Source organism: Mucilaginibacter koreensis (assembly GCF_054783355.1).
This window is the reverse complement of record NZ_BAAGQS010000001.1, coordinates 1,095,823-1,116,779: the sequence shown is the minus strand read 5'-3', so window position 1 is coordinate 1,116,779 and position 20,957 is coordinate 1,095,823. Positions and strand designations below refer to the sequence as shown.

General features: G+C 42.7%; 19 protein-coding genes. 10 read left to right on the top strand and 9 right to left on the bottom strand.

The features are described 5' to 3' along the window. Positions 1-29: 29 nt before the first annotated feature. Both lepA and ACYVNW_RS04975 read left to right on the top strand, forming a co-directional pair. The gene (lepA, locus tag ACYVNW_RS04980; RefSeq protein ID WP_460678741.1) at positions 30-1,817 is read left to right on the top strand and encodes a translation elongation factor 4; all 1,788 of its coding nucleotides are present in this window, start codon (positions 30-32) and stop codon (positions 1,815-1,817) included. A 108-nt stretch (positions 1,818-1,925) separates the two neighbouring features. Continuing rightward, the gene (locus ACYVNW_RS04975) at positions 1,926-2,807 is read left to right on the top strand and encodes a bifunctional 5,10-methylenetetrahydrofolate dehydrogenase/5,10-methenyltetrahydrofolate cyclohydrolase (protein WP_460678740.1); all 882 of its coding nucleotides are present in this window, start codon (positions 1,926-1,928) and stop codon (positions 2,805-2,807) included. 45 nt (positions 2,808-2,852) lie between these two features. Here ACYVNW_RS04975 and ACYVNW_RS04970 read toward each other — a convergent pair whose 3' ends face one another. Genes ACYVNW_RS04970 through ACYVNW_RS04960 form a run of 3 tightly spaced genes read right to left on the bottom strand, consistent with a single transcriptional unit; the run spans position 2,853 to position 4,439 of the window. Then, on the bottom strand, positions 2,853-3,326 hold the full coding sequence (locus ACYVNW_RS04970; RefSeq protein WP_460678739.1) for a hypothetical protein: 474 nt from the start codon (positions 3,324-3,326) through the stop codon (positions 2,853-2,855). Next, positions 3,307-3,663 (bottom strand): Rieske (2Fe-2S) protein, encoded by a 357-nt coding sequence (locus ACYVNW_RS04965; RefSeq protein ID WP_460678738.1) that lies wholly within the window; start codon positions 3,661-3,663, stop codon positions 3,307-3,309. The genes ACYVNW_RS04970 and ACYVNW_RS04965 overlap by 20 nt, the downstream gene beginning before the upstream one ends. A gap of 5 nt (positions 3,664-3,668) precedes the next feature. Next, positions 3,669-4,439: a hypothetical protein gene (locus ACYVNW_RS04960; protein ID WP_460678737.1), complete on the bottom strand. Its 771-nt coding sequence runs from the start codon at positions 4,437-4,439 to the stop codon at positions 3,669-3,671. Between the two features lie 101 nt (positions 4,440-4,540). Here ACYVNW_RS04960 and ACYVNW_RS04955 point away from each other — a divergent pair, with 101 nt between their 5' ends. Together ACYVNW_RS04955 and ACYVNW_RS04950 are read left to right on the top strand one after the other, a co-directional pair. Next, positions 4,541-5,164, top strand: a complete 624-nt coding sequence (locus tag ACYVNW_RS04955; protein WP_460678736.1) for a 7-carboxy-7-deazaguanine synthase QueE — start codon at positions 4,541-4,543, stop codon at positions 5,162-5,164. A 37-nt stretch (positions 5,165-5,201) separates the two neighbouring features. After that, positions 5,202-7,103, top strand: coding sequence for an OmpA family protein (locus ACYVNW_RS04950; protein WP_460678735.1), 1,902 nt, complete (start codon positions 5,202-5,204; stop codon positions 7,101-7,103). Between the two features lie 66 nt (positions 7,104-7,169). Here the strand turns inward: ACYVNW_RS04950 and recQ are convergent, their stop codons facing one another. Continuing rightward, a complete protein-coding gene (recQ, locus tag ACYVNW_RS04945) occupies positions 7,170-9,362 on the bottom strand; it encodes a DNA helicase RecQ (protein ID WP_460680998.1) in 2,193 nt (730 codons plus the stop codon). 230 nt (positions 9,363-9,592) lie between these two features. Here recQ and ACYVNW_RS04940 point away from each other — a divergent pair, with 230 nt between their 5' ends. Further along, positions 9,593-10,678: a mannose-1-phosphate guanylyltransferase gene (locus ACYVNW_RS04940; RefSeq protein ID WP_460678734.1), complete on the top strand. Its 1,086-nt coding sequence runs from the start codon at positions 9,593-9,595 to the stop codon at positions 10,676-10,678. A gap of 143 nt (positions 10,679-10,821) precedes the next feature. Here the strand turns inward: ACYVNW_RS04940 and rlmB are convergent, their stop codons facing one another. Next, positions 10,822-11,586, bottom strand: a complete 765-nt coding sequence (gene rlmB, locus ACYVNW_RS04935) for a 23S rRNA (guanosine(2251)-2'-O)-methyltransferase RlmB (RefSeq protein ID WP_460678733.1) — start codon at positions 11,584-11,586, stop codon at positions 10,822-10,824. Between the two features lie 281 nt (positions 11,587-11,867). Here rlmB and dnaB point away from each other — a divergent pair, with 281 nt between their 5' ends. After that, positions 11,868-13,430: a replicative DNA helicase gene (dnaB, locus tag ACYVNW_RS04930; protein ID WP_460678732.1), complete on the top strand. Its 1,563-nt coding sequence runs from the start codon at positions 11,868-11,870 to the stop codon at positions 13,428-13,430. A 51-nt stretch (positions 13,431-13,481) separates the two neighbouring features. Here the strand turns inward: dnaB and chrA are convergent, their stop codons facing one another. After that, positions 13,482-14,681: a chromate efflux transporter gene (chrA, locus tag ACYVNW_RS04925; protein WP_460678731.1), complete on the bottom strand. Its 1,200-nt coding sequence runs from the start codon at positions 14,679-14,681 to the stop codon at positions 13,482-13,484. Between the two features lie 19 nt (positions 14,682-14,700). After that, positions 14,701-15,048: a tetratricopeptide repeat protein gene (locus ACYVNW_RS04920; protein WP_460678730.1), complete on the bottom strand. Its 348-nt coding sequence runs from the start codon at positions 15,046-15,048 to the stop codon at positions 14,701-14,703. Positions 15,049-15,096: 48 nt separating this feature from the next. Here ACYVNW_RS04920 and ACYVNW_RS04915 point away from each other — a divergent pair, with 48 nt between their 5' ends. The 4 genes from ACYVNW_RS04915 (at position 15,097) to ACYVNW_RS04900 (ending at position 18,911) form a co-directional block, all read left to right on the top strand. Further along, positions 15,097-15,834, top strand: a complete 738-nt coding sequence (locus tag ACYVNW_RS04915) for an electron transfer flavoprotein subunit beta/FixA family protein (RefSeq protein ID WP_460678729.1) — start codon at positions 15,097-15,099, stop codon at positions 15,832-15,834. Positions 15,835-15,866: 32 nt separating this feature from the next. Further along, positions 15,867-16,844, top strand: a complete 978-nt coding sequence (locus tag ACYVNW_RS04910) for an electron transfer flavoprotein subunit alpha/FixB family protein (RefSeq protein ID WP_460678728.1) — start codon at positions 15,867-15,869, stop codon at positions 16,842-16,844. A gap of 35 nt (positions 16,845-16,879) precedes the next feature. Beyond that, entirely contained in the window at positions 16,880-17,479 is a 600-nt protein-coding gene (locus tag ACYVNW_RS04905; protein WP_460678727.1) for a bifunctional nuclease family protein, read from the top strand. A gap of 175 nt (positions 17,480-17,654) precedes the next feature. Then, a complete protein-coding gene (locus ACYVNW_RS04900; protein ID WP_460678726.1) occupies positions 17,655-18,911 on the top strand; it encodes a nucleoside permease in 1,257 nt (418 codons plus the stop codon). Between the two features lie 79 nt (positions 18,912-18,990). Here ACYVNW_RS04900 and ACYVNW_RS04895 read toward each other — a convergent pair whose 3' ends face one another. Beyond that, entirely contained in the window at positions 18,991-20,154 is a 1,164-nt protein-coding gene (locus ACYVNW_RS04895) for a zinc-dependent alcohol dehydrogenase (RefSeq protein ID WP_460678725.1), read from the bottom strand. A 106-nt stretch (positions 20,155-20,260) separates the two neighbouring features. Further along, positions 20,261-20,902, bottom strand: coding sequence for a porin family protein (locus ACYVNW_RS04890; RefSeq protein WP_460678724.1), 642 nt, complete (start codon positions 20,900-20,902; stop codon positions 20,261-20,263). Positions 20,903-20,957: the final 55 nt, after the last annotated feature.

The following is a 20,957-nucleotide window of genomic DNA, read 5'->3' as shown; positions in this document are numbered from 1 at the left end:
CCGCCTAAAAAGTTATTTTTGCAGTATAAATGAAGCACATCCGTAATTTTTGTATCATAGCACATATTGACCACGGTAAAAGTACCCTTGCCGACCGGTTGCTTGAATACACCAATACCATTACCCAGCGCGAAGCACAGGCCCAGTTATTAGATGATATGGACCTGGAACGCGAGCGCGGTATCACCATTAAAAGTCATGCCATCCAGATGAATTATAAACTGGACGGGCAGGATTATGTACTCAACCTGATTGACACCCCCGGCCACGTTGACTTCTCTTACGAAGTATCACGTTCAATAGCTGCCTGCGAGGGCGCATTATTGATTGTTGATGCCTCGCAAGGTATACAGGCCCAAACTATATCCAACCTGTACCTGGCGCTGGAAAACGACCTGGAAATTATACCTGTGCTGAACAAAATGGACTTGCCCGGCGCTATGCCCGAGGAAGTAAAGGACCAGATTGTAGATTTGATTGGTTGTAAACGCGAAGAAATATTAGCCGCCTCCGGTAAAACCGGCATGGGTGTAAACGATATATTGCGTGCTATAATCGAGCGTGTACCTGCACCCGTGGGCGATCCTGAAGCGCCATTGCAGGCTTTGATATTTGACTCGGTATTCAACTCTTTTCGTGGTATTATTGCTTACTTCAAGGTGGTAAACGGCGAGATCAGGAAAAATACCAAAGTGAAGTTTATGGCTACCGGCAAAGAGTATTTTGCCGATGAGGTAGGCACTTTAAAACTTAACCAGCTGCCTAAAGATGTAATTAAAACAGGCGACGTAGGTTACATCATCTCTGGCATAAAAGAAGCAAAAGAAGTAAAAGTTGGTGATACCATCACTTTAGTTGAGCGCCCTGCAGCCGAAGGTATTCAGGGGTTTGAAGAAGTGAAGCCTATGGTATTTGCCGGTATCTATCCGGTTGATACTGAAGACTATGAAGAGCTACGTGAGTCTATGGCTAAACTGCAACTAAACGATGCTTCATTGGTTTTCGAGCCGGAATCATCCGCTGCTTTGGGCTTTGGTTTCCGATGCGGTTTCCTGGGCATGCTGCACATGGAAATTATCCAGGAGCGCTTGGAGCGCGAGTTTGACATGACGGTAATTACCACCGTTCCCAACGTATCTTACATTGCCTATACCACAAAGCTGGAAGAGCTGATTGTAAATAACCCGTCCGACTTGCCAGACCCCAGCAAAATGGAATATGTAGAGGAGCCTTACATTAAGGCTAACATTATTACCAAAGCTGAGTTTGTGGGCCCGGTTATGTCATTATGTATCCAAAAGCGTGGAACTATTGTTAACCAGTCGTATTTGACAGCCGACCGCGTGGAACTCATTTTTGAGATGCCGATGGGCGAAATTGTATTCGATTTTTATGATAAGTTGAAAACGATTTCCAAAGGTTATGCCTCGTTCGACTATACTCAAATAGGTTACCGCCAATCAGATCTGGTACGTTTAGATATTAAGCTGAATGGTGAACCGGTGGATGCTTTATCATCATTAATTCACCGCAGCAACTCTTACGATTTTGGTAAGAAGATATGTGAAAAGCTGAAAGAGCTTTTACCACGCCAACAGTTTGAAATTGCAATTCAGGCTTCTATCGGTGCCAAAGTAATTGCACGCGAAAACGTGCGGGCTTTACGTAAAGATGTAACCGCCAAGTGTTATGGCGGTGATATCTCACGTAAGCGTAAGCTGCTGGAGAAACAGAAAAAAGGTAAAAAGCGCATGCGCCAGGTGGGTAACGTAGAAATCCCGCAATCGGCGTTTATGGCAGTGTTGAAATTAGATTAAAAGCCCCCTCCGCCCCCTAAAGGGGAACTAAGTGAGAGGGCTTAGTTTTTATATAGCAATTTATAACAAATAAACTTCAATTCCCCCTTTAGGGGGTTAGGGGGCAATATGCAACTACTCGACGGAAAATACGTTTCAGAAAAATTAAAAGGAGAAATTGCCGAACAGGCAGCAGAACTCTTATCACGTACCGGCCGCAAACCGCATTTGGTAGCGGTATTGGTTGGGCATGATGGTGGCAGCGAAACTTATGTGGCCAGCAAAATGCGCAACTGCGAAAAGGTAGGTTTTAAATCTACCTTAGTGCGCTATGAAGACACCGTAACAGAAGATGAATTGCTATCAAAAGTAGCCGAGCTGAACGCCGATGAGGACATTGACGGCATCATTGTACAACTACCTTTGCCTAAGCATATTGACCCTGAAAAGGTAACTGAAAAAATAGACCCGCGTAAAGATGTGGACGGCTTTCATCCTATCAATTTGGGCCGTATGCAGCGTGGGTTGCCCTCGTTTATTCCGGCTACCCCTTATGGCATTACATTAATGTTGCAGGAGTATGGAGTTGAAACATCAGGGAAACATTGTGTGGTGGTTGGCCGCAGTAATATTGTAGGCTCCCCCATGAGTATACTGATGGCGCGAAACGCACAACCTGGTAACTGTACCGTAACCATATGCCACAGCCGCACACCTGATATCAAGAAGTTTACTTTAGATGCTGATATTTTAATTGTAGCCATCGGCAAGAAAAATTTTGTCACTGCTGATATGGTAAAAGAAGGTGCCGTCATTATTGATGTAGGCATGAACCGCGAAAGCAGCACCGTAACCAAATCGGGTTATAAATTGTATGGTGATGTTGATTTCGAAAACGTGGCACCTAAATGCTCCTATATTACCCCTGTACCGGGCGGTGTTGGCTTAATGACGATTATCGGCTTGTTAAAAAACACTTTAGCTTCTGCTAATAAAGAGGTCTATCAATAATTAAAATATAAAAGGGAAAGCAATCAGCTTTCCCTTTTATATTTTTCAGGAGTCCATGTACTCGCTTTCTAAACTATTGGTGTTAGGCGTAATATATCGATCAGGCACCAGGTGGTTTTCGTTCTCGTCACACCAACTCATGCTTACTATGCGCCAACCGGCATCTGTTTGGATGTATTGTATATAGTTAACGCCTCGTGGCATTTGTGCCGGAATAATTTCTGCTAAAGTATATTCATATACACTGATACGCTGGGCGACCTTTCCAAACACTTCAGTTTGTCCGCTTACCTCGCGTTGCAACAACTGCTTCATATCAGCTCCCGCAACCTGGGCTTCAATATAATTCAAATAACTTTCTACAGTATACCCAATGGGTGTAGCAAAACTGTTATTAATCAGTATACCGCTACCATAAAACATGGATTGCAGGTTAGCTAAACTGGGTACATGGTTATGCGTAAAACTAATGGCTTTGTAAAAGCGTGCAGTAAGGGCTTCAATTTCTTTGAGTTCCATAACCTAATAATTGTTTAAGTGTATCGGTAAAAGAATTTACGTTTACAAAAACCCGTCCATTCTCAACCTTAACCGGATAAACCTCAATATAATCACCCTGACCAGCACTCCCTCGTCCGCTTTGCAAATCATAACTGTACCGGTGTAAAGGGCATACCAGTTTACCATCTTTGCACCATCCATTACTAAGCCAAGCGCCCGCATGCGGACATTTGAGTTGCGTAGCCACCAATTGCTCCTCGCATTTAATAAGGCATAAATTTGATTTGCCAGCTCTTATCTCAAAAATGTGATCACTTTCAAACTGGCTGGCTTCACCAACATCATACCAAGGCATAAGGCTTATTCAAAATCGATCTTAAGATTCATAATAGATGGATTACGAATAATTTCATCCATATTGGTTTCTAACACCACCTGTTTACGGTTGGCCGATACCATGGCTTTGGAATTGTTTATCTTTTTTACCGGCTTTGCAAAGTTAAGCACTACTTTATAGGGCATATCAATCAGCATGGCTTTGGCCATCGCTAAGGTGGACTGCGTCTTCTTTAAGAACTTTTGAAATTTAGCAATATCAATAATCCGGTAAAAACGGTGAGGCGTTACCTGATATACATAGTAATCTTGTCCGGTAATGAGTTGCTGCAGGTTAAATTTGCCGTTCTCCTGCCCACCTTTCACGGCCTTTGTGAGCTGGCTGTTGCTGGCAATGTTCGACATGTGCTGCAAATAGTACTCCAGCTCGGCTACATCTTTAGCTTCGTGCACAATGCTTGCCTTCATGAGGCTTTGCTTTAAGTCCATTTTAATAGCCAGGTTACTGCCTTTTGCCAGCTTTACTTCATCTGCGCTCATGTGCTGCTGTAAACTATCGGGCAAGGCACTGTAAAAGTTGAGCATGGTATCTTTCCGCATCGAAAATTCAGGGGTGGCGGCAACTGAGTCCGACATCAGGTTCATAAGCACCGATACGGCTTTGCTCATATCAAAATCATATACCACTTTGCAGGTGCCGTCGGCTTTAAAATCGTAATGCTCCACTACATCAACACATGAGAAATTGAGCACTGTAATCAATATGATTACCAATGAGAAGTAAAGTTTGCGCATAGGCTATCTGGTTATTATGTAATAATACAAAATAATAATGAAAGCAAGTTGTTTTTCAAAATATTGCTCTGCCTGTATTATGTATCTTTGCAAATTAAGTTATGGCACATATTATCCCCGAAGACGGCACTCAGCTGCCGTTGATGGAAGAATTCTATACAATACAAGGCGAAGGATACAATACCGGTAAAGCAGCTTATTTTATACGCCTGGCCGGCTGCGATGTAGGTTGCCACTGGTGCGATGTAAAGGAAAGCTGGGATGCAGAGATACATCCGCTTATCCCGGCCGACACAATTATACAGCATGCTGCACAGCATCCGGCAAAAGCAGTTGTAATTACGGGAGGTGAGCCCCTGATGTACAACCTTGAGTATTTAACCGGCCAATTACATCAGCAAGGTATTCAAACCTTTATTGAAACATCTGGCGCTTATCCCCTGTCCGGCCATTGGGACTGGGTTTGTTTATCGCCTAAGAAGTTTAAGGCACCATTAACTGATGTAGCGCAGAAAGCGAATGAGTTAAAAGTTATTGTGTTTAACAAATCAGATTTTTTATGGGCCGAGCAGCATGCCGCTTTAGTAGGCCCCCAATGTAAGCTGTATTTGCAACCCGAATGGTCTAAGGTAAAAGAAATTACACCACTGATTGTAGATTATGTAATGAACAATCCTAAATGGGAAGTCTCGTTACAGACGCATAAGTATATGAATATTCCTTAAAATCAGTAACTTTAGCTTACTGATTTAAACCTAAGGTATGAAGCGACTATTACTTCAATTTGTTTTGTTGTGTTGTACCTGTTGTGCCATAGCACAGCCCCGGCAATATACAACCACCAACAGCACTGCCATTAAATACTATGCCCGTGCGGGTGACAATATTAGCCTTCACCAATTTGATGAGGCCGCTAATTTATTGAAACAAGCTATCGAGGCCGATCCTAATTTTGTAGAGGCTCATGCCCAGTTGGGAGATGTGTACCGCATGCAACAGCAGTATACGGCAGCCAGGCAGGAGTATCAGCAAGTGATTACGTTAAAACCTGAGTTTAGCAGAGCAGTTTATCTGAAACTTGGAGAAATGGAAATTTCATCAGGGCAATATGGTCAGGCTAAAACGCATCTGGAAAAGTATATCACCTATCCTAATATTACTTCGCAGGATAACTATTATGCCCGCAAGCTTTTGGCCGATTGTGAGTATAGTTTAGATGCTATACAGCATCCGGTACCTTTTAAACCCATTAATTTAGGTGCAGAGATCAATACACAACACGATGAGTACCTCCCGGTGTCTACAGCCGATGAAGCTACACTGATTTTTACACGTAAAGTAAGCAATAACGAAGATTTTTATAAAAGTGCCAAGCAAAGCAGCAAATGGACTACCGCTACCAATTTGAGCAGGCAGATCAATACGCCCGATTTCAACGAAGGGGCTCAATCCATTTCACAGGATGGCAAGTACCTGTTTTTTACCGGTTGTAACCGGCCTGATGGATTAGGGCGTTGTGATATATATGTGTCTAAGCGCAATGGCGATGACTGGAGCAAGCCCTTTGATTTGACTACGCCCATCAATTCCCCTGGCTGGGAGTCTCAGCCATCTATAAGTGCCGATGGACGTACGCTTTATTTTGTAAGTAACCGCAAAGGCGGATATGGTGGTTACGACATCTGGAAATCAACTGTTACAGACCGGGGCTGGGGCGAACCTGAAAATTTAGGTCCTAATATTAATACAGCTTTAGACGAGCAATCACCTTTTATTCATCCCGATGACAGTACTTTTTATTTTTGCTCCAATGGCTGGCCGGGCTTAGGGGGTAAGGACTTATTTGTGAGCCGCTTAGGCAAGGATGGCAAGTGGGGAAAACCTAAAAATCTGGGTTACCCCATCAATTCAAGCGGCGATGAAAATGGGCTAACCCTTACTGCAGGTGGGCAATATGCATTTTTTGCTTCCAACAACCTGGGTGGCTTTGGCGGTTATGATATCTATACTTTTGAATTGCCGGTTGAACTGAGGCCCCATTCAGTTACTTATGTAAAAGGAAGCGTAACCGATAGTCGCACTCAAAAGCCGCTTGAAGCAGTGGTAGAAATTATTGATTTAGACCAAAATAAACAGGTATATAAAGATTTGAGTTCGGCCGCTCAGGGCGACTTTTTGGCAACGTTGACCAGCGGAAAAAATTACCTGCTGAATATTTCTAAAAGCGGTTATCTATTTTATTCTGATAACTTTTCGCTGAAGGGGCACGATGCCACTAAATCTTACAATGTTACCGTTAATATGAACCCAATTGAGGTTGGCGGTAAAGTAGTGCTAAAGAATATTTTCTTTGACACCAATAGCTACGCGCTAAAACCCGAATCGAAAACGGAGCTACAGTTGATTGCTGACTTTTTGAGCCTTAATCCCAAAGTACGAATAGAGGTTTCCGGCCATACAGATAATGTGGGTAGCGATTTACTGAATCAAAAATTATCAGAGAACCGGGCACATTCGGTATATACTTATTTAACCAGCCACGGCGTTAGTGCAGATAAACTGGTATATAAGGGTTACGGCAAAACCCAACCAGTAGCTTCTAACAACAGTGAGGAGAACAGGGCCAAAAACCGGCGGACAGAGTTTAAGGTAATTGCTAAATAAAAGAAGAGGCCGGTAGTAAATTACCGGCCTCTTCTTTTAATGGTTGTATGTTAAAATTCGATGTGTTTAGTTACCCATCTCTGACAAAAACTTAACGCGCATTAACTGCACTTCTTCACGGGTATAATCGCCGGGGCCTAACTCTTGTAAAGCGTGGTCAATGTCATCGTCTTCAGCGGTGCGAAAGTAATCATAAACTTCCTCTTGTTTATCTTCATCAATTACCTCATCAATGTAATAGTTTAGATTCAGCTTGGTGCCAGAGTGAACAATAGACTCTACCTCACGCAAAATATCTTCATAAGATATACCCTTTGATGAAGCAATATCTTCCAAATCCAGGTGGCGGTCGATATTTTGGATAATATAAACCTTTAATGCTGATTTGTTGGCCGCACTTTTAATCACCATATCAACCGGACGGTCAATGTCATGATCTTCCACATATTTTTTAATCAGCTCAGTAAACGGAACTCCAAACTTAGCTGCTTTGCCAGCACCTACACCCGAAATCTGCTTCAGCTCATCTGTATTTACAGGGTAGTGCGTACACATCTCCTCTAATGAAGGATCCTGAAAGATAACAAACGGCGGAAGGTTCTTTTGCTTTGCAATTTTTTTGCGCAAATCTTTCAGCATTTGCAGCAGTTGCGTATCTAACGCACTCCCGCCTTGCTTTGGCCCATCTTCGCTATCATCATCATCGCTGCCCTCAAATGGTGTGTTGAGCACCATGCGGATGCTGTAAGGATTGTCTATAAAACTGTGGCCTTTCTCAGTTAAGCGCAGTAAGCCATAATGATCAATATCTTTAGAAAGATAGTTATCCAACAAAGCTTGGCGTAATACCGATTTCCAGATGGTTTCACCTTCTTGCTTGCCGGCGCCAAACACGTTCAGCAAATGATGCTCATAATGGTGCACCTGCGGGTTATCCTGCCCCATCAACACACTGAACACATGGTGATCATCAAACTTTTCCCCTAATTGCTTTATTAAACTTAAAGCTTGGTGTAACTGGGCTTCGCCATCAAAATGTGGTTTGGCGGTGGCACAATTGTCGCACATGCAATTGCATCCGCTTTCATCATAGTTCTCGCCAAAGTAATGCAATATCTGTTTACGTCGGCAAACCGATGATTCGGCGTAATCAATAACTTCTTTGAGTATCTGAGTGCCAATTTCGCGTTCCGAAACCGGCTTGTCTTTCATGAATTTTTGCAGCTTGTCTACATCCTTTTGTGAGTAGAAAGCCACGCATACACCTTCCCCGCCGTCGCGGCCAGCGCGTCCGGTTTCCTGGTAGTAACCTTCCATGCTTTTAGGTACATCATGGTGAATAACGTACCGAACATCCGGTTTGTCAATACCCATACCGAAAGCAATGGTAGCTACAATCACCTCCACATCTTCCATCAGGAATTTGTCTTGTGTATCGGCCCTAACTTTCGCATCTAAACCGGCATGGTAAGGCAATGCTTTAACGCCATTCAGGTTTAGCGCCTCTGCAACTTCCTCCACTTTTTTGCGGCTCAGGCAGTATACAATACCCGATTTGCCTGCGTTTTGCTTAATAAATTTGATAATTTCCTTAAGCACATTTCGCTTGGCCCGTACTTCGTAAAAAAGGTTCGAACGGTTAAAAGAAGATTTGTATACAGTGGCGTTGTTCATTTGCAGGTTTTTTTGAATGTCCTGCTGAACTTTTGGTGTTGCCGTAGCGGTTAGCGCAATAATCGGGATGTTTTCACCAATATTGCTGATTACCTGGCGTATTTTGCGATACTCCGGGCGGAAATCATGTCCCCACTCTGAAATACAGTGCGCCTCATCTACCGCAACAAACGATACATGATTGAGACGTAAAAAATCAATATTTTCTTGCTTGGTTAATGATTCCGGGGCTACGTATAATAGTTTGGTTTTCCCGCTCAGTACATCTTCTTTTACACGGGCGGCTTCTGCTTTGGTTAACGAGGAATTTAAAAAATGGGCAATGCTATCCGTTCCGCCAAATGCCCGGAGCTGGTCAACCTGGTTTTTCATTAGCGCAATCAGCGGTGAAATCACAATGGCCGTACCTTCGCTCATTAAAGCAGGCAGCTGGTAGCACATGGATTTACCACCACCGGTGGGCATAATCACAAATGTATCGCGGCCTGCAAGTATGTTTGTAATAATCGCTTCCTGCTCACCTTTAAAGTTATCGAATCCGAAAAAGTTTTGCAGATTATCAAACAGCGATTTCTTAGTTTCAATCATTTCTTTGCGCGAATTTCCTTATTTAAATAAAAGTTCAAAATAACAAATTTTTTTGAACACCGAGGGGTTTGGTGTTAAAATATTGAACAAAAATGATTTTTCAATCAAAACATTTTGTTCATTTGTTGCTTCATATCAGCGTTAACATTAACTCTGCTATAAACTGTTTTATTATTTCGTGAATAACTTAATTTCACAGCCCAACAACCAGTTTACTATACAACCATATGAATAACAACTACTATGCTATTATTATGGCCGGCGGTATTGGAAGCCGCTTTTGGCCAATTAGCAGAACATCTTATCCAAAACAGTTTATTGACATTTTAGGTACCGGCAAAACGCTTATTCAGAACACCTATGAGCGCTTCTTAAAAATATGCCCTAAAGAAAATATCTACGTGGTCACCAACGAGAACTACACCGATCTGGTGAAAGAGCAGTTGCCTGATATGACCGACCAGCAAATACTTACTGAACCGGTAATGCGCAATACTGCCCCTTGTGTGGCTTACGGCTCATTCAAAATAGAAAGCCTGAACCCGGATGCAGCTATTGTAGTGGCCCCGTCAGATCATTTGATTTTAAATGAGGATGCTTTTGTTAGCGCTATCGAAAAATCGTTGCAAACGGCTTCACAATATGATTACCTGATCACGTTGGGCATCAAGCCATCGCGCCCGGATACGGGCTATGGTTATATTCAATATACCGAAGATGTGATTAATGAAGAATTTCATAAAGTAAAAACATTCACTGAGAAGCCTACTTTGGATTTGGCCAAAACCTTCATTCAAAGCGGCGATTTCTTGTGGAATGCAGGGATATTCGTATGGTCGGCCAAAAGTATTGTCAGCGCTTTTGGTACACATTTGCCCGATATGCACGAAATATTTGCAGAGGCACGCACTATTTATAATACCGACGACGAAAAAGTTCATATTAATCAGGCTTACCAGCGCTGTACCAACATATCGATAGATTATGGTGTAATGGAAAAGGCGGAAAATGTATACGTGCTCCCTTCAGAATTTGGATGGTCTGACCTTGGTACCTGGGCATCCATTTATCAACTGGCCGAAAAGGATTATGTAGGTAATGCCGTTATACCGGCAGAGAAAGTAATTATGTATGATTCTTCCAACTGCATGGTGAATGTTCCCGAAGATAAGCTGGTAGTTTTACAGGGGCTGCATGACTATATTGTGGTTGAATCCAACAATACACTCCTCATTTGCCCACGCGACCAGGAGCAAAACGTTAAACAGGTGGTAGCCGACGTGAAGCAGAAATTCGGTACAAAATACATCTAAACGGAGGCTTTAAGCCTATTTAAAAAGAAATAGAAAACCCGATTAAATAAAAAAGGCAAAAGATGAAGGATTGATTTTCCTTTCTTTTGCCTTCTTTATTTTATCCCTATCGGAGTTTTATTGGTTCTCCAGCAATAGTGAGCCTAAGCTCTTTGACGTATGGCTTCATAAATAATTACTCCTGCCGATACTGATACATTAAGCGACTCAATAGTGCCGTGCATCGGAATTTTAGCCAGATGGTCAGCTATACGAATAATCTCATTACGTATGCCTTCATCCTCCGACCCCATAACGATGGCGGTGGGTAAAGTATAATCGGGCTTGTAAATATACTCGCTGGTTTTTTCGGTACAACACACAGCCTGCAAGCCCGACTCCTGTAAAAACTTTACCACATGTACTAAGTTATCATGCCGGCACACAGGTATTTTATATAATGCCCCGGCTGAAGTTTTAATGGCATCCGCATTAATTTGCGCCGAGCCTTTGGATGGAACTACTATAGCATGTACGCCGGCGCATTCAGCAGTACGCGCAATAGCGCCCATGTTGCGCACATCTGTAATGCTATCGAGTACCAATATAAGCGGCACCTCTCCCCGCTCAAAGATTTCGGGAATGATGTTTTCTATTTTTTGATACGTAATGGAGGATATAAAAGCAACTGCCCCCTGGTGGTTTTTGGTTGTTAAACGGTTTAGTTTTTCAACCGGCACATATTGTGCACTTACCTCGTGCTCTTGCAAAACACTTTTAAGTTCCTGAAACAAGCCACCGCTGATGCCCCGCTGTAAATACAAAGTTTCAATTTCTTTCCCTGAAGCTATGGCTTCTATTACCGCACGGATACCGAATACTAACTGGTTATTATTTTCACGGCGTGGCTTAAAGTGTCCTCCTGGCATATCTAAATTTGAATGAGCGGCAAAAGTAACGTTAATTCTGCGGAACACATTTAATAAAATATTACTGCATATGCGAGTGTTATTTATTTATCCACAAATTTAAAGGTATAAATAATGAATGAAAGATGGCTAAATGTATGGTTTTAAGTTAACTTTATTCAAGTTATCCACATTGCATGTGGATAACTTGTGGATGACGGAATGAGTTAACCACACCTTGAAGGTGTGGCTTGAATGAGCGATAAAAACTCAATTCTAATTTTGGCTATTTTTGTTGTGATATGATTTTTGAAGGCGAAAATTCTTACGGCAAAACAGGTACCGGCAATGAGCGCAGAGGCAGAAATTTTGCCCCTACGCCTAATGCTAACTTAGGCAAGTTACCTCCCCAGGCCCGCGATTTGGAAGAAGCAGTATTGGGTGCGTTAATGCTTGAAAAAGATGCGTTGTCATCGGTTATTGACGTTTTGAAGCCGGAGGTGTTTTATGTAGAAGCGCATCAAAAAATTTTTAATGCCATTCGCACACTTTTTGAGCGCACCTCCCCCGTTGATATTTTAACCGTTACTGCACAATTGCGCCAGCAGGGCGAATTAGAAATGGTTGGTGGTGCCTATGCTATTACCGAACTTACCAACCGTGTAGCCTCCGCAGCCAATATTGAGTACCACTCTCGTATTATTATTCAAAAATATATTCAGCGGGAATTAATACGCATTTCTTCAGAAACTATTAACAACGCTTACGAAGATACTACCGACGTACTTGACTTATTAGATAAGGCAGAAAAGGGCTTATTCGATATTGCCCAAAACAACCTGCGCCGCGATTCGAGAAAGATGGATGACATCTTGCACGAATCATTAAAAGAAATCGAGGAACTGCGTAAGAAAACTGATGGTTTAACCGGTATCGGCTCAGGCTTTACCGAATTAGACCGTATGACTTCGGGTTGGCAAAAATCAGATTTAGTCATTATTGCTGCCCGCCCGGCTATGGGTAAAACGGCGTTTGTACTGAGCTGCGCCCGCAATGCTGCTGTTGATTTTAATAAACCTGTGGTAGTGTTTTCACTCGAAATGTCATCTGTGCAGCTGGTAAATCGTTTGATTTCCGGCGAGTCAGAGATTGAGCAGGAAAAGATTCGTAAAGGTAAAATGGAAGAATGGGAATGGCAGCAAATCCATTCCAAAATTGGCCGTTTGGAACAAGCACCACTAATTATAGACGATACTCCCGCTTTAAATATTTTTGAGTTCCGTGCCAAATGCCGCCGTTTGAAATCGCAGTATGATATTCAAATGGTCATCATCGATTACCTTCAGTTGATGCAAGGTAAAACCGATGGTAAAGGCGGTAACCGTGAGCAGGAAATCGGTCAGATTTCACGTTCATTAAAAACGGTGGCCAAAGAGTTGAATGTACCGGTAATTGCACTTTCGCAATTGAGTCGTGCGGTTGAAAATCGTCCGGGTGGCTCTAAAAAACCAATGCTTTCTGACTTACGTGAATCCGGTTCAATTGAGCAGGATGCAGACATGGTGTTGTTTTTATATCGCCCTGAATACTACGGATTAGAATTTGACGAAGATAATAACCCCACCCAAGGTGTAGGTGAAGTTATTATTGCCAAGCACCGTAACGGCGAAACTGGTACCGTGCGCCTTAAGTTTGTGGGTAAGTATGTGAAGTTTACCGACCTTGACCAAGGCATGGGCAACTACCTGCCACCGGGCGGCAATGCATTCACCGGCCTTAATCCTTCTACTGATTTTGACAATCCCGGTAACGTGATCATTCGTCCATCGCGCATGGATGACATGAGCGACGAGCCGCCGTTTTAATGCAATGAAGACTTTGCCACAACTTTAACATAATGTGGCAGATGCATTTGTTTAGAATATAAAGCCCAAAGCAATTCCTATAAGAATGACTATGGGCGTTTTTATTTTTGTGAAACGCAGTAATAAAAACGTCCCTATCATCAGCAGGTAAGCCATCCAATCCAAATTAAATGGCGTAATTAACAGTATCAGGGCTGTAATCATAAATCCTACGGCTACCGCATTAATTCCGCTTAATGAGTTTTTAATACTGGTGATTTTTTTCAAATCTTCCCAAAACGGAACGATGAAGAGAATTAAAATTAAACCTGGCAGGTTGATGCCAATAACGGCAACCATAGCTCCAACAATTTGCCCGCCCATTCCGTAACCATGGCTTTCCATACTCAAACTACCTACAAATGAGGTAAAAGCAAATGTGGGCCCCGGCAGCGCTTGTTGCAGCGCATAGCCAGATAGGAAAGCTGACTCAGACAGGTAATGCTTAAGTTCCACAAATTCCGTGAACATCAGTGGAACCAATACCTGCCCACCGCCGAAAATGAGGATACCGTTGCGATAAAAATTTTCAAATAAACGAATGGGCAAGCTAAAGGGTGATGTTCGGTTAACAACAGCACCAAGTGCCGCAAATCCTAACAGAATACCCAGAAAGTAAGCTAATTTTTTCGGGTTTACGTTTGAAAACAGATTTATCCGTAATTGATTCTCCTGAGGTTGGGTTTCTAAGGCAGAGGAAATAATACCGCCCAATAAAACCAAAATAGGGAACGCATAAGGATTGCGCAGGATAAGCGTAGCAACCACCGATGAAATGGCAAGTACGCGATTAATAGGTGTGTTTAAAAAGCGTGTAGCAAAATTGTAAGCGGCATAAGCCACAATACCAACAGCGGCCGGCCTGATAAACATAAGGATGTGCGATACTTTACCGCTTGCAGCCAGCATTTGATAACTCAGTGCCGCTACGCACATAACGATGGCTGATGGTAGCACCCATATTAAAAAAGTAAGAACAGCGAGTTTAAGGCCGCCCACTTTCCAGGCTACGCCTACCAGTGTTTGAGTTGAAGACGGTCCCGGCAAAATTTGCGACAGCGCGTTCAACTCCATCAACTCGCTTTCGGTGATATATCTGCGCTTTTCTACAAACTCACGCAGCAATATGGCGATATGTGCCTGGGGACCACCAAATGAGGTGAAGGTGTAAACCAATGCATCGCGCAGAAAGAGCAGATATCGCCTGTTCAAATGATCTGGGTGTTAGTGATTAATAATCGTCGTCATCGTCATCATACAAACCGGTGGCCGAGTTGTAAACACTTTGCAGTTCAGATAGCGCATGATTATCACGCGCGGCCCGGGCAACAGTCATTCCCTTTTCATAAATGGCCACAGCATCGGGCTTGCGGTTAAGCGCTTCGTACAGCTTTCCTAAATGGTAGTAAGTACCTACATAATTCGGGTGCTCATTCACTAACTTTTCGTAATAGTACAATGCCTGTTCAGTATTATTAAGCCGCAAGTACTCAGTAGCAAGTGCATACTGCAGAAACTCATCGTTGGGTTCATTTTTTAAAAATTCGAGTAGCTTAGCTAAGCGTCCGTCTGCCTGCATTTTAAACTATGTGTTTTTTATTTAGATTTGCGTAAATCTATTTATGATATGAAGATATTAGTTTGTATCAGTAACGTGCCTGATACCACTACAAAAATAACCTTTACAGACAACAACACACAATTTAATACCAGTGGAGTACAGTTCATTCTTAATCCTTACGATGAAATTGCACTGGCCCGCGCTATTGAACTAACTGATGGTGGTAAAGGTACGGTAACTGTAATCAATGTTGGAGAAGCCGCAACTGAGGCAACAATTCGCAAAGCTTTAGCTATAGGCGCCACTGATGCAGTACGCATCAATCAGCAACCGCAAGACGCTTATAATGTGGCTTACCAGGTAGCCGAATATGTAAAAGCCAATCCATTCGATTTGATTTTAACGGGCCGTGAGTCTATTGATTATAATGGATCGAAAGTAGCCGCTATGCTGGGCGAACTGTTGGATATACCATCTGTATCAATTATTAAAAAGTTGGATATCAATGGAGGCGAAGCTACTGTGGAACGTGAGATAGAAGGCGGTAAAGAGGTGATTACGTTGTCGTTACCTTTTGTGGCCGGTACTGCTGAAGGTGTAGCTGAACCGAAAATTCCTAACATGAGAGGTATCATGACTGCCAGAACCAAACCGCTCGCCATAGTTGAGCCGGTTGCGGTAAAAACATTTTCACAAATTGTAAGTTATGAGACACCTGCCCCACGCGGACAAGTAAAAATGCTGCCTGCCGATGATGCGAAGCAATTAATCGGCTTGTTGCACAGCGAAGCTAAGGTGATCTAATCTATTTATTAAACAAGACCAGACTTTCATATATGTCAGTTTTAGTATATGCGGAAAACGCCGAGGGTAAATTTAAAAAATCAATTTACGAGGCCGTTTCCTATGCCCGGGCTATTGCCGAGCAAAATCAAACTACAGTAACTGCTATTTCCATTGGTGATGTATCGGCAGATGATTTGGCGGCTTTAGGTAATTATGGTGCCCAAAAAGTATTAAATGTTTCTAATGAGCAGCTTAAAAACTTCGTGAACCAGGCTTATGCAGCAGTAATTGCTGCAGCTGCCAGGCAAGAAGGCGCCGATGTGGTTGTAATCTCCAATTCATTCTCGGGCCGGGGGCTGGCACCGCGCGTTGCGGTAAAACTTGAAGCCGGTTTGGCCGATGGTGCTGTATCACTTCCAGATCAATCGAATGGTAAATTCGCCGTCAAAAAAACAGCTTTTTCAGGGAAAGCGTTTGCTACTGTTGAACTAACCTCAGCTGTTAAGGTAATTGCGCTTACGCCCAATTCTTATCAGGTTAACGAGCAGAGCGCTAATGTACCTGTTGAAAATTTTACCCCTGAGACGCGACCTGATGATTTCAAAACGATGATTAAGGAAATTGTCCGCTCTGCTGATAAAGTTTCCTTGCCTGATGCCGAAATTGTGGTGTCTGGCGGTCGTGGATTAAAAGGCCCTGAAAACTGGCACTTGCTGGAAGAACTGGCTGATGCCCTTGGTGCTGCAACTGCCTGTTCCAAACCGGTGTCTGATGCAGGCTGGCGCCCGCATAGCGAACACGTTGGTCAAACCGGCATTACCGTAAGTCCGAATCTGTACATTGCTGTGGGAATATCCGGTGCTATTCAGCACCTGGCAGGTATCAGCTCATCAAAAGTTATAGTGGTTATCAACAAAGATGCCGAAGCGCCGTTTTATAAGGTAGCCGACTATGGTATAGTTGGCGACGCAACAGAGATTTTACCAAAGCTGACTGAGGCCGTAAAAGCCTACAAAGCATCAGCATAAAAGATAGAAACGAGCGAACTGTGATGGGTAATAACATGAAGAAATTGAAGCTGGATATTGTGGGCCTGTCATACAGCCAAACACAATCCGGTGCTTATGCTTTGGTATTGGGCGAGGTGAGCGGTCGCCGTAGGTTGCCTATAATTATTGGCAGCTTTGAGGCACAAGCCATTGCCATTGAGATTGAGAAGATGACACCAAGCCGCCCGCTTACGCATGATTTATTTAAAACTTTTGCTCAAACCTACCAGATACAAATACAGGAGGTTATTATATACAACCTGATAGACGGTATTTTTTATTCCAAGTTGATTTGCTCTGACGGTAAAAAAGTAACAGAAATTGATGCCCGCACGTCTGATGCCATCGCTATGGCGGTACGCTTCAATTGCCCCATCTATACCTATGAGTTTATCCTCTCAACAGCAGGTATTGTGATTGAAGGTAATGATTTTGTTTACCTGGAAAACATGAGTGAAGCGCCGGAAGAAAAGGCAACTCCTACGCCTTCCGGTAATTATTCGTCATTAAGTGAAGAAGAATTAAAGTCGAAATTGCAGGAAGCCCTGGCGGATGAAGCTTACGAAAAAGCAGCAAAACTTCGGGATGAGCTCAATAAAAGGAAGGCATCCTAAAATAGTGATATAATCGAATTTGAGTTTTCAATTGAAGCTCAAGCATTAAAGCATTGTTATCAATGCTTTTTTTGTATAATATAATTTCTTTTGATAGCTTTCTCAAATCCTTTTTATTTTGCTACTTTTCGGTCTGATTTAACATAAACTATAACTCGAGTTAATCCAAAGCAGTATGAATATTAAGCTTCGCTTGATAGCGATGAACTTTATGCAGTTTTTTATCTGGGGCGCCTGGCTCATTACCATCGGTACCTACTGTTCTCAGAATAAACATTGGAGCTTCACGCAATTCGGCGCTATCTTCTCCACCATGGGCATCTCTGCCATTTTTATGCCCGCGCTTACCGGCATTATTGCCGATAAGTATATAAATGCTGAGAAGCTGTATGGCATTATGCATGTTCTTGGAGCAATTGTATTATTCAGCTTACCCATGGTAACAGATCCAACCGTATTTTTCTGGGTAATGCTGCTCAATATGATTTGTTATATGCCTACACTTTCCTTGTCCATTACAGTAGCTTATTCAGCCTTAAAAGGTAACGGGCAAGATGTGGTTAAGGCCTATCCTCCTATTCGTACCTGGGGCACTGTGGGTTTTATTGCCGCACTATGGGTGGTGAGCTTAACACATAACGAAAAGTCGGCAAATCAATTCTATATTGCTTCAACGGTTGCAATGCTTTTAGGCTTGTACGCATTTAGCTTGCCTAAATGTCCGCCATTATTCAAAACGCGGGATAATAAATCAATGGTTGACCTTTTAGGGCTTAAGGCATTTACGCTTTTCAAAACCCCTAAATTTGCAATCTTCTTTATTTTTTCAATGTTGTTAGGCGCTGCATTGCAGTTAACTAATGCCTACGGCGATCCATTTCTGCATAGTTTCGGCAATATAGCGGCTTATCAAAATACCACAATGGTGAAATATCCGGCTATCATTATGTCGATTTCGCAGATGTCTGAAACGCTGTTTATTTTGGCAATTCCGTTCTTTTTAAGAAAGTTTGGTATCAAGAATGTGATGCTGATCAGTATGCTGGCCTGGGTATTGCGTTTTGGATTATTTGCCTACGGAAACCCTGCCGATAGCTTTTGGATGATTATCCTGTCGTGCATCGTGTATGGTATGGCATTTGATTTCTTTAATATCTCGGGTTCATTATTCGTGGAAACACAAACCACGCCCGATATCAGGGGCAGTGCGCAAGGCGTATTTATGATGATGGTGAATGGATTTGGAGCGCTGTTTGGTAGTTTAAGCAGTGGTGTAATTATCGACAAATACTTTACAGCTAACGGCAATAACGACTGGCATGGCATATGGCTCACATTCGCCATTTATGCGTTGGTAATTGCTGTGATATTCCCATTTGTGTTTAAGTATAAGCACAACAAAGAACTTCAGAACGCTATTGCCCACCTATAGTTAGATGCTATGGTATAAACACACAAAACGCCCGGTAGCAACTACCGGGCGTTTTGTGTATTATAAGCTGATGATTTAGTTATTCACCTGGTGTAAGTACTACCTTCACACAATCTTCTTCTTTGTTTTTAAAGATATCATAGCCACGTGAAATTTCGCTTAGCGGCAATCGGTGAGATATGATATCATCCAGCACCACTTTTTCGCTTTTCACTAAATCAAGCAGGTGATCTACATAGTTTAATACCGGTGCCTGGCCCTGTTTAATGGTAACACCTTTGTCAAACATACGGCCCAGCGGGAAGTTATCAAAGGGTGTTCCGTACACACCCACCATAGTTACCGTACCGGCACGGCGCACAGCTCGCAAGCAAAGTTCAACTACACTATCTGTACCTTTTTCGAAGTTCAATGTTGCTTTCACTTTGTCGAGGAAACCGCGATGAGCTTCCATACCTACCGCATCAACACAAACATCGGCACCACGGCCGCTGGTCATCTGGCGAATGGCTTCTACTACGTCAACATCATTAGGATTCAGCGTTTCTACCTTATTTACTTCTTTTGCTTTTTGCAAACGGTAATTCAGCGGGTCAATGGCAATTACACGGCCTGCACCGTTAATCCATGCAGCTTTTTGGGCCATCAAACCTACCGGCCCACAACCGAATATGGCTACCGTTTCACCGCCTTTTAACTGCGCCCAGTCAATGGATGACCACCCTGTAGGGAAAATGTCAGTTAAGAAGAGCACCTGCTCATCGCTCATATTATCAGGTACAATACGTGGACTGATATCGGCATAAGGCACCCTTACATACTCGGCCTGGCCACCACTATAGCCGCCGTATAAATCAGTATAACCGAATAGAGCGCCACCCTTTTCATCTAATAGGCCGCCATCTGGTCCGTAATGTTCATAGTTTGAATTTTCGCAATGCGGTGAGGCGCCATGCGTACAAAAGAAACAATGGCCGCAGGAAATGGGGAATGGAACTACCACCCTGTCGCCCTTTTTTAAATTTTTTACTGATGGTCCTACTTCTTCAACAATGCCCATAAACTCATGCCCGGGCACCATGTTGGCAGTTTGCGGAATAAAGCCATCATAAATGTGTAAGTCTGAGCCACATATGGCAGTTGAAGTTACACGTAGGATGACATCATTGGCATCTTCAATACGAGGATCGTCTACAGTTTCATACCTGATATCGCCAGGTTTGTGAAATACGGCTGCTTTCATAAATAGATTAATATTAGTTGATATAGATGCTGTTTATTACAAGTTTCAACAAGCACTATAAACTAATGTTTAAAATTATTAACTAAAAGCAGCCGTATTTAGGTTATTATAAAGAGAATAAGCGATAACCTAAAGTGAAGTTAAAAAGGTTGATGCGGGTTTTGTAATTGTCATCGTTAGTGACTTTGCTAATGCCAGCTTCATATCTTAGATCCAATGACACCCTACGGATGTCAGCACCTACACCAAATTGCCAGGCATAATTTTGGCCTTTCGCATCAAAATTTGTTGCACTGCCTAAGGCGTTTTTAAAGCTGTTATCTTTATCAATTACAAATGATATAACCGGACCGGTGTTCAAACGCACACCGTTACCCAATACACCAAATTTAGTTCCTACTAAAAGCGGTAGATCTATACTTCTGAAATTAGCCTTGGCTAAGGTAACTGCTGTAACGGTGCCGGAACCATTTGCTGTTGTTGCAGTGGCAGCAGCACTTACATTTGCATTTTTACTGGCATAATATAACTCAGGCTGAAAGTGAATACCTGCACCTCCAATACGTGCCCAGAAGCCGGCCAAAAAGCCTGCTCTGTTTTCGCTGTTAAAATTGCTAAAACCAGAAGCAGATAAATGTGTAAGGTTAACCCCGGCTTTAGCCCCAAACTGAAAGCTGGGTAATAATTGTGCCGAGGCTGATGCTGCCGCAGCTAAGGTGATAAATGCAGAAAGTAGAATCTTTTTCATGCTGTGAAGTTATTTAAGTTTAGTACAAATGACGCAAAAATAAGTTCGGGTGCTA

Excerpts from the sequence above, each read along its gene's own strand:
- ACYVNW_RS04895 (WP_460678725.1), bottom strand. The coding sequence starts at position 20,154 with ATGAAAGCAGCCGTATTTCACAAACCTGGCGATATCAGGTATGAAACT.
- ACYVNW_RS04915 (WP_460678729.1), top strand. The coding sequence starts at position 15,097 with ATGAAGATATTAGTTTGTATCAGTAACGTGCCTGATACCACTACAAAA.
- ACYVNW_RS04940 (WP_460678734.1), top strand. The coding sequence starts at position 9,593 with ATGAATAACAACTACTATGCTATTATTATGGCCGGCGGTATTGGAAGC.
- ACYVNW_RS04920 (WP_460678730.1), bottom strand. The coding sequence starts at position 15,048 with ATGCAGGCAGACGGACGCTTAGCTAAGCTACTCGAATTTTTAAAAAAT.
- ACYVNW_RS04900 (WP_460678726.1), top strand. The coding sequence starts at position 17,655 with ATGAATATTAAGCTTCGCTTGATAGCGATGAACTTTATGCAGTTTTTT.
- ACYVNW_RS04890 (WP_460678724.1), bottom strand. The coding sequence starts at position 20,902 with ATGAAAAAGATTCTACTTTCTGCATTTATCACCTTAGCTGCGGCAGCA.
- ACYVNW_RS04960 (WP_460678737.1), bottom strand. The coding sequence starts at position 4,439 with ATGCGCAAACTTTACTTCTCATTGGTAATCATATTGATTACAGTGCTC.
- ACYVNW_RS04975 (WP_460678740.1), top strand. The coding sequence starts at position 1,926 with ATGCAACTACTCGACGGAAAATACGTTTCAGAAAAATTAAAAGGAGAA.
- ACYVNW_RS04910 (WP_460678728.1), top strand. The coding sequence starts at position 15,867 with ATGTCAGTTTTAGTATATGCGGAAAACGCCGAGGGTAAATTTAAAAAA.
- ACYVNW_RS04970 (WP_460678739.1), bottom strand. The coding sequence starts at position 3,326 with ATGGAACTCAAAGAAATTGAAGCCCTTACTGCACGCTTTTACAAAGCC.
- ACYVNW_RS04955 (WP_460678736.1), top strand. The coding sequence starts at position 4,541 with ATGGCACATATTATCCCCGAAGACGGCACTCAGCTGCCGTTGATGGAA.
- ACYVNW_RS04965 (WP_460678738.1), bottom strand. The coding sequence starts at position 3,663 with ATGCCTTGGTATGATGTTGGTGAAGCCAGCCAGTTTGAAAGTGATCAC.
- rlmB (WP_460678733.1), bottom strand. The coding sequence starts at position 11,586 with ATGCCAGGAGGACACTTTAAGCCACGCCGTGAAAATAATAACCAGTTA.
- lepA (WP_460678741.1), top strand. The coding sequence starts at position 30 with ATGAAGCACATCCGTAATTTTTGTATCATAGCACATATTGACCACGGT.
- dnaB (WP_460678732.1), top strand. The coding sequence starts at position 11,868 with ATGATTTTTGAAGGCGAAAATTCTTACGGCAAAACAGGTACCGGCAAT.
- ACYVNW_RS04950 (WP_460678735.1), top strand. The coding sequence starts at position 5,202 with ATGAAGCGACTATTACTTCAATTTGTTTTGTTGTGTTGTACCTGTTGT.
- ACYVNW_RS04905 (WP_460678727.1), top strand. The coding sequence starts at position 16,880 with ATGAAGAAATTGAAGCTGGATATTGTGGGCCTGTCATACAGCCAAACA.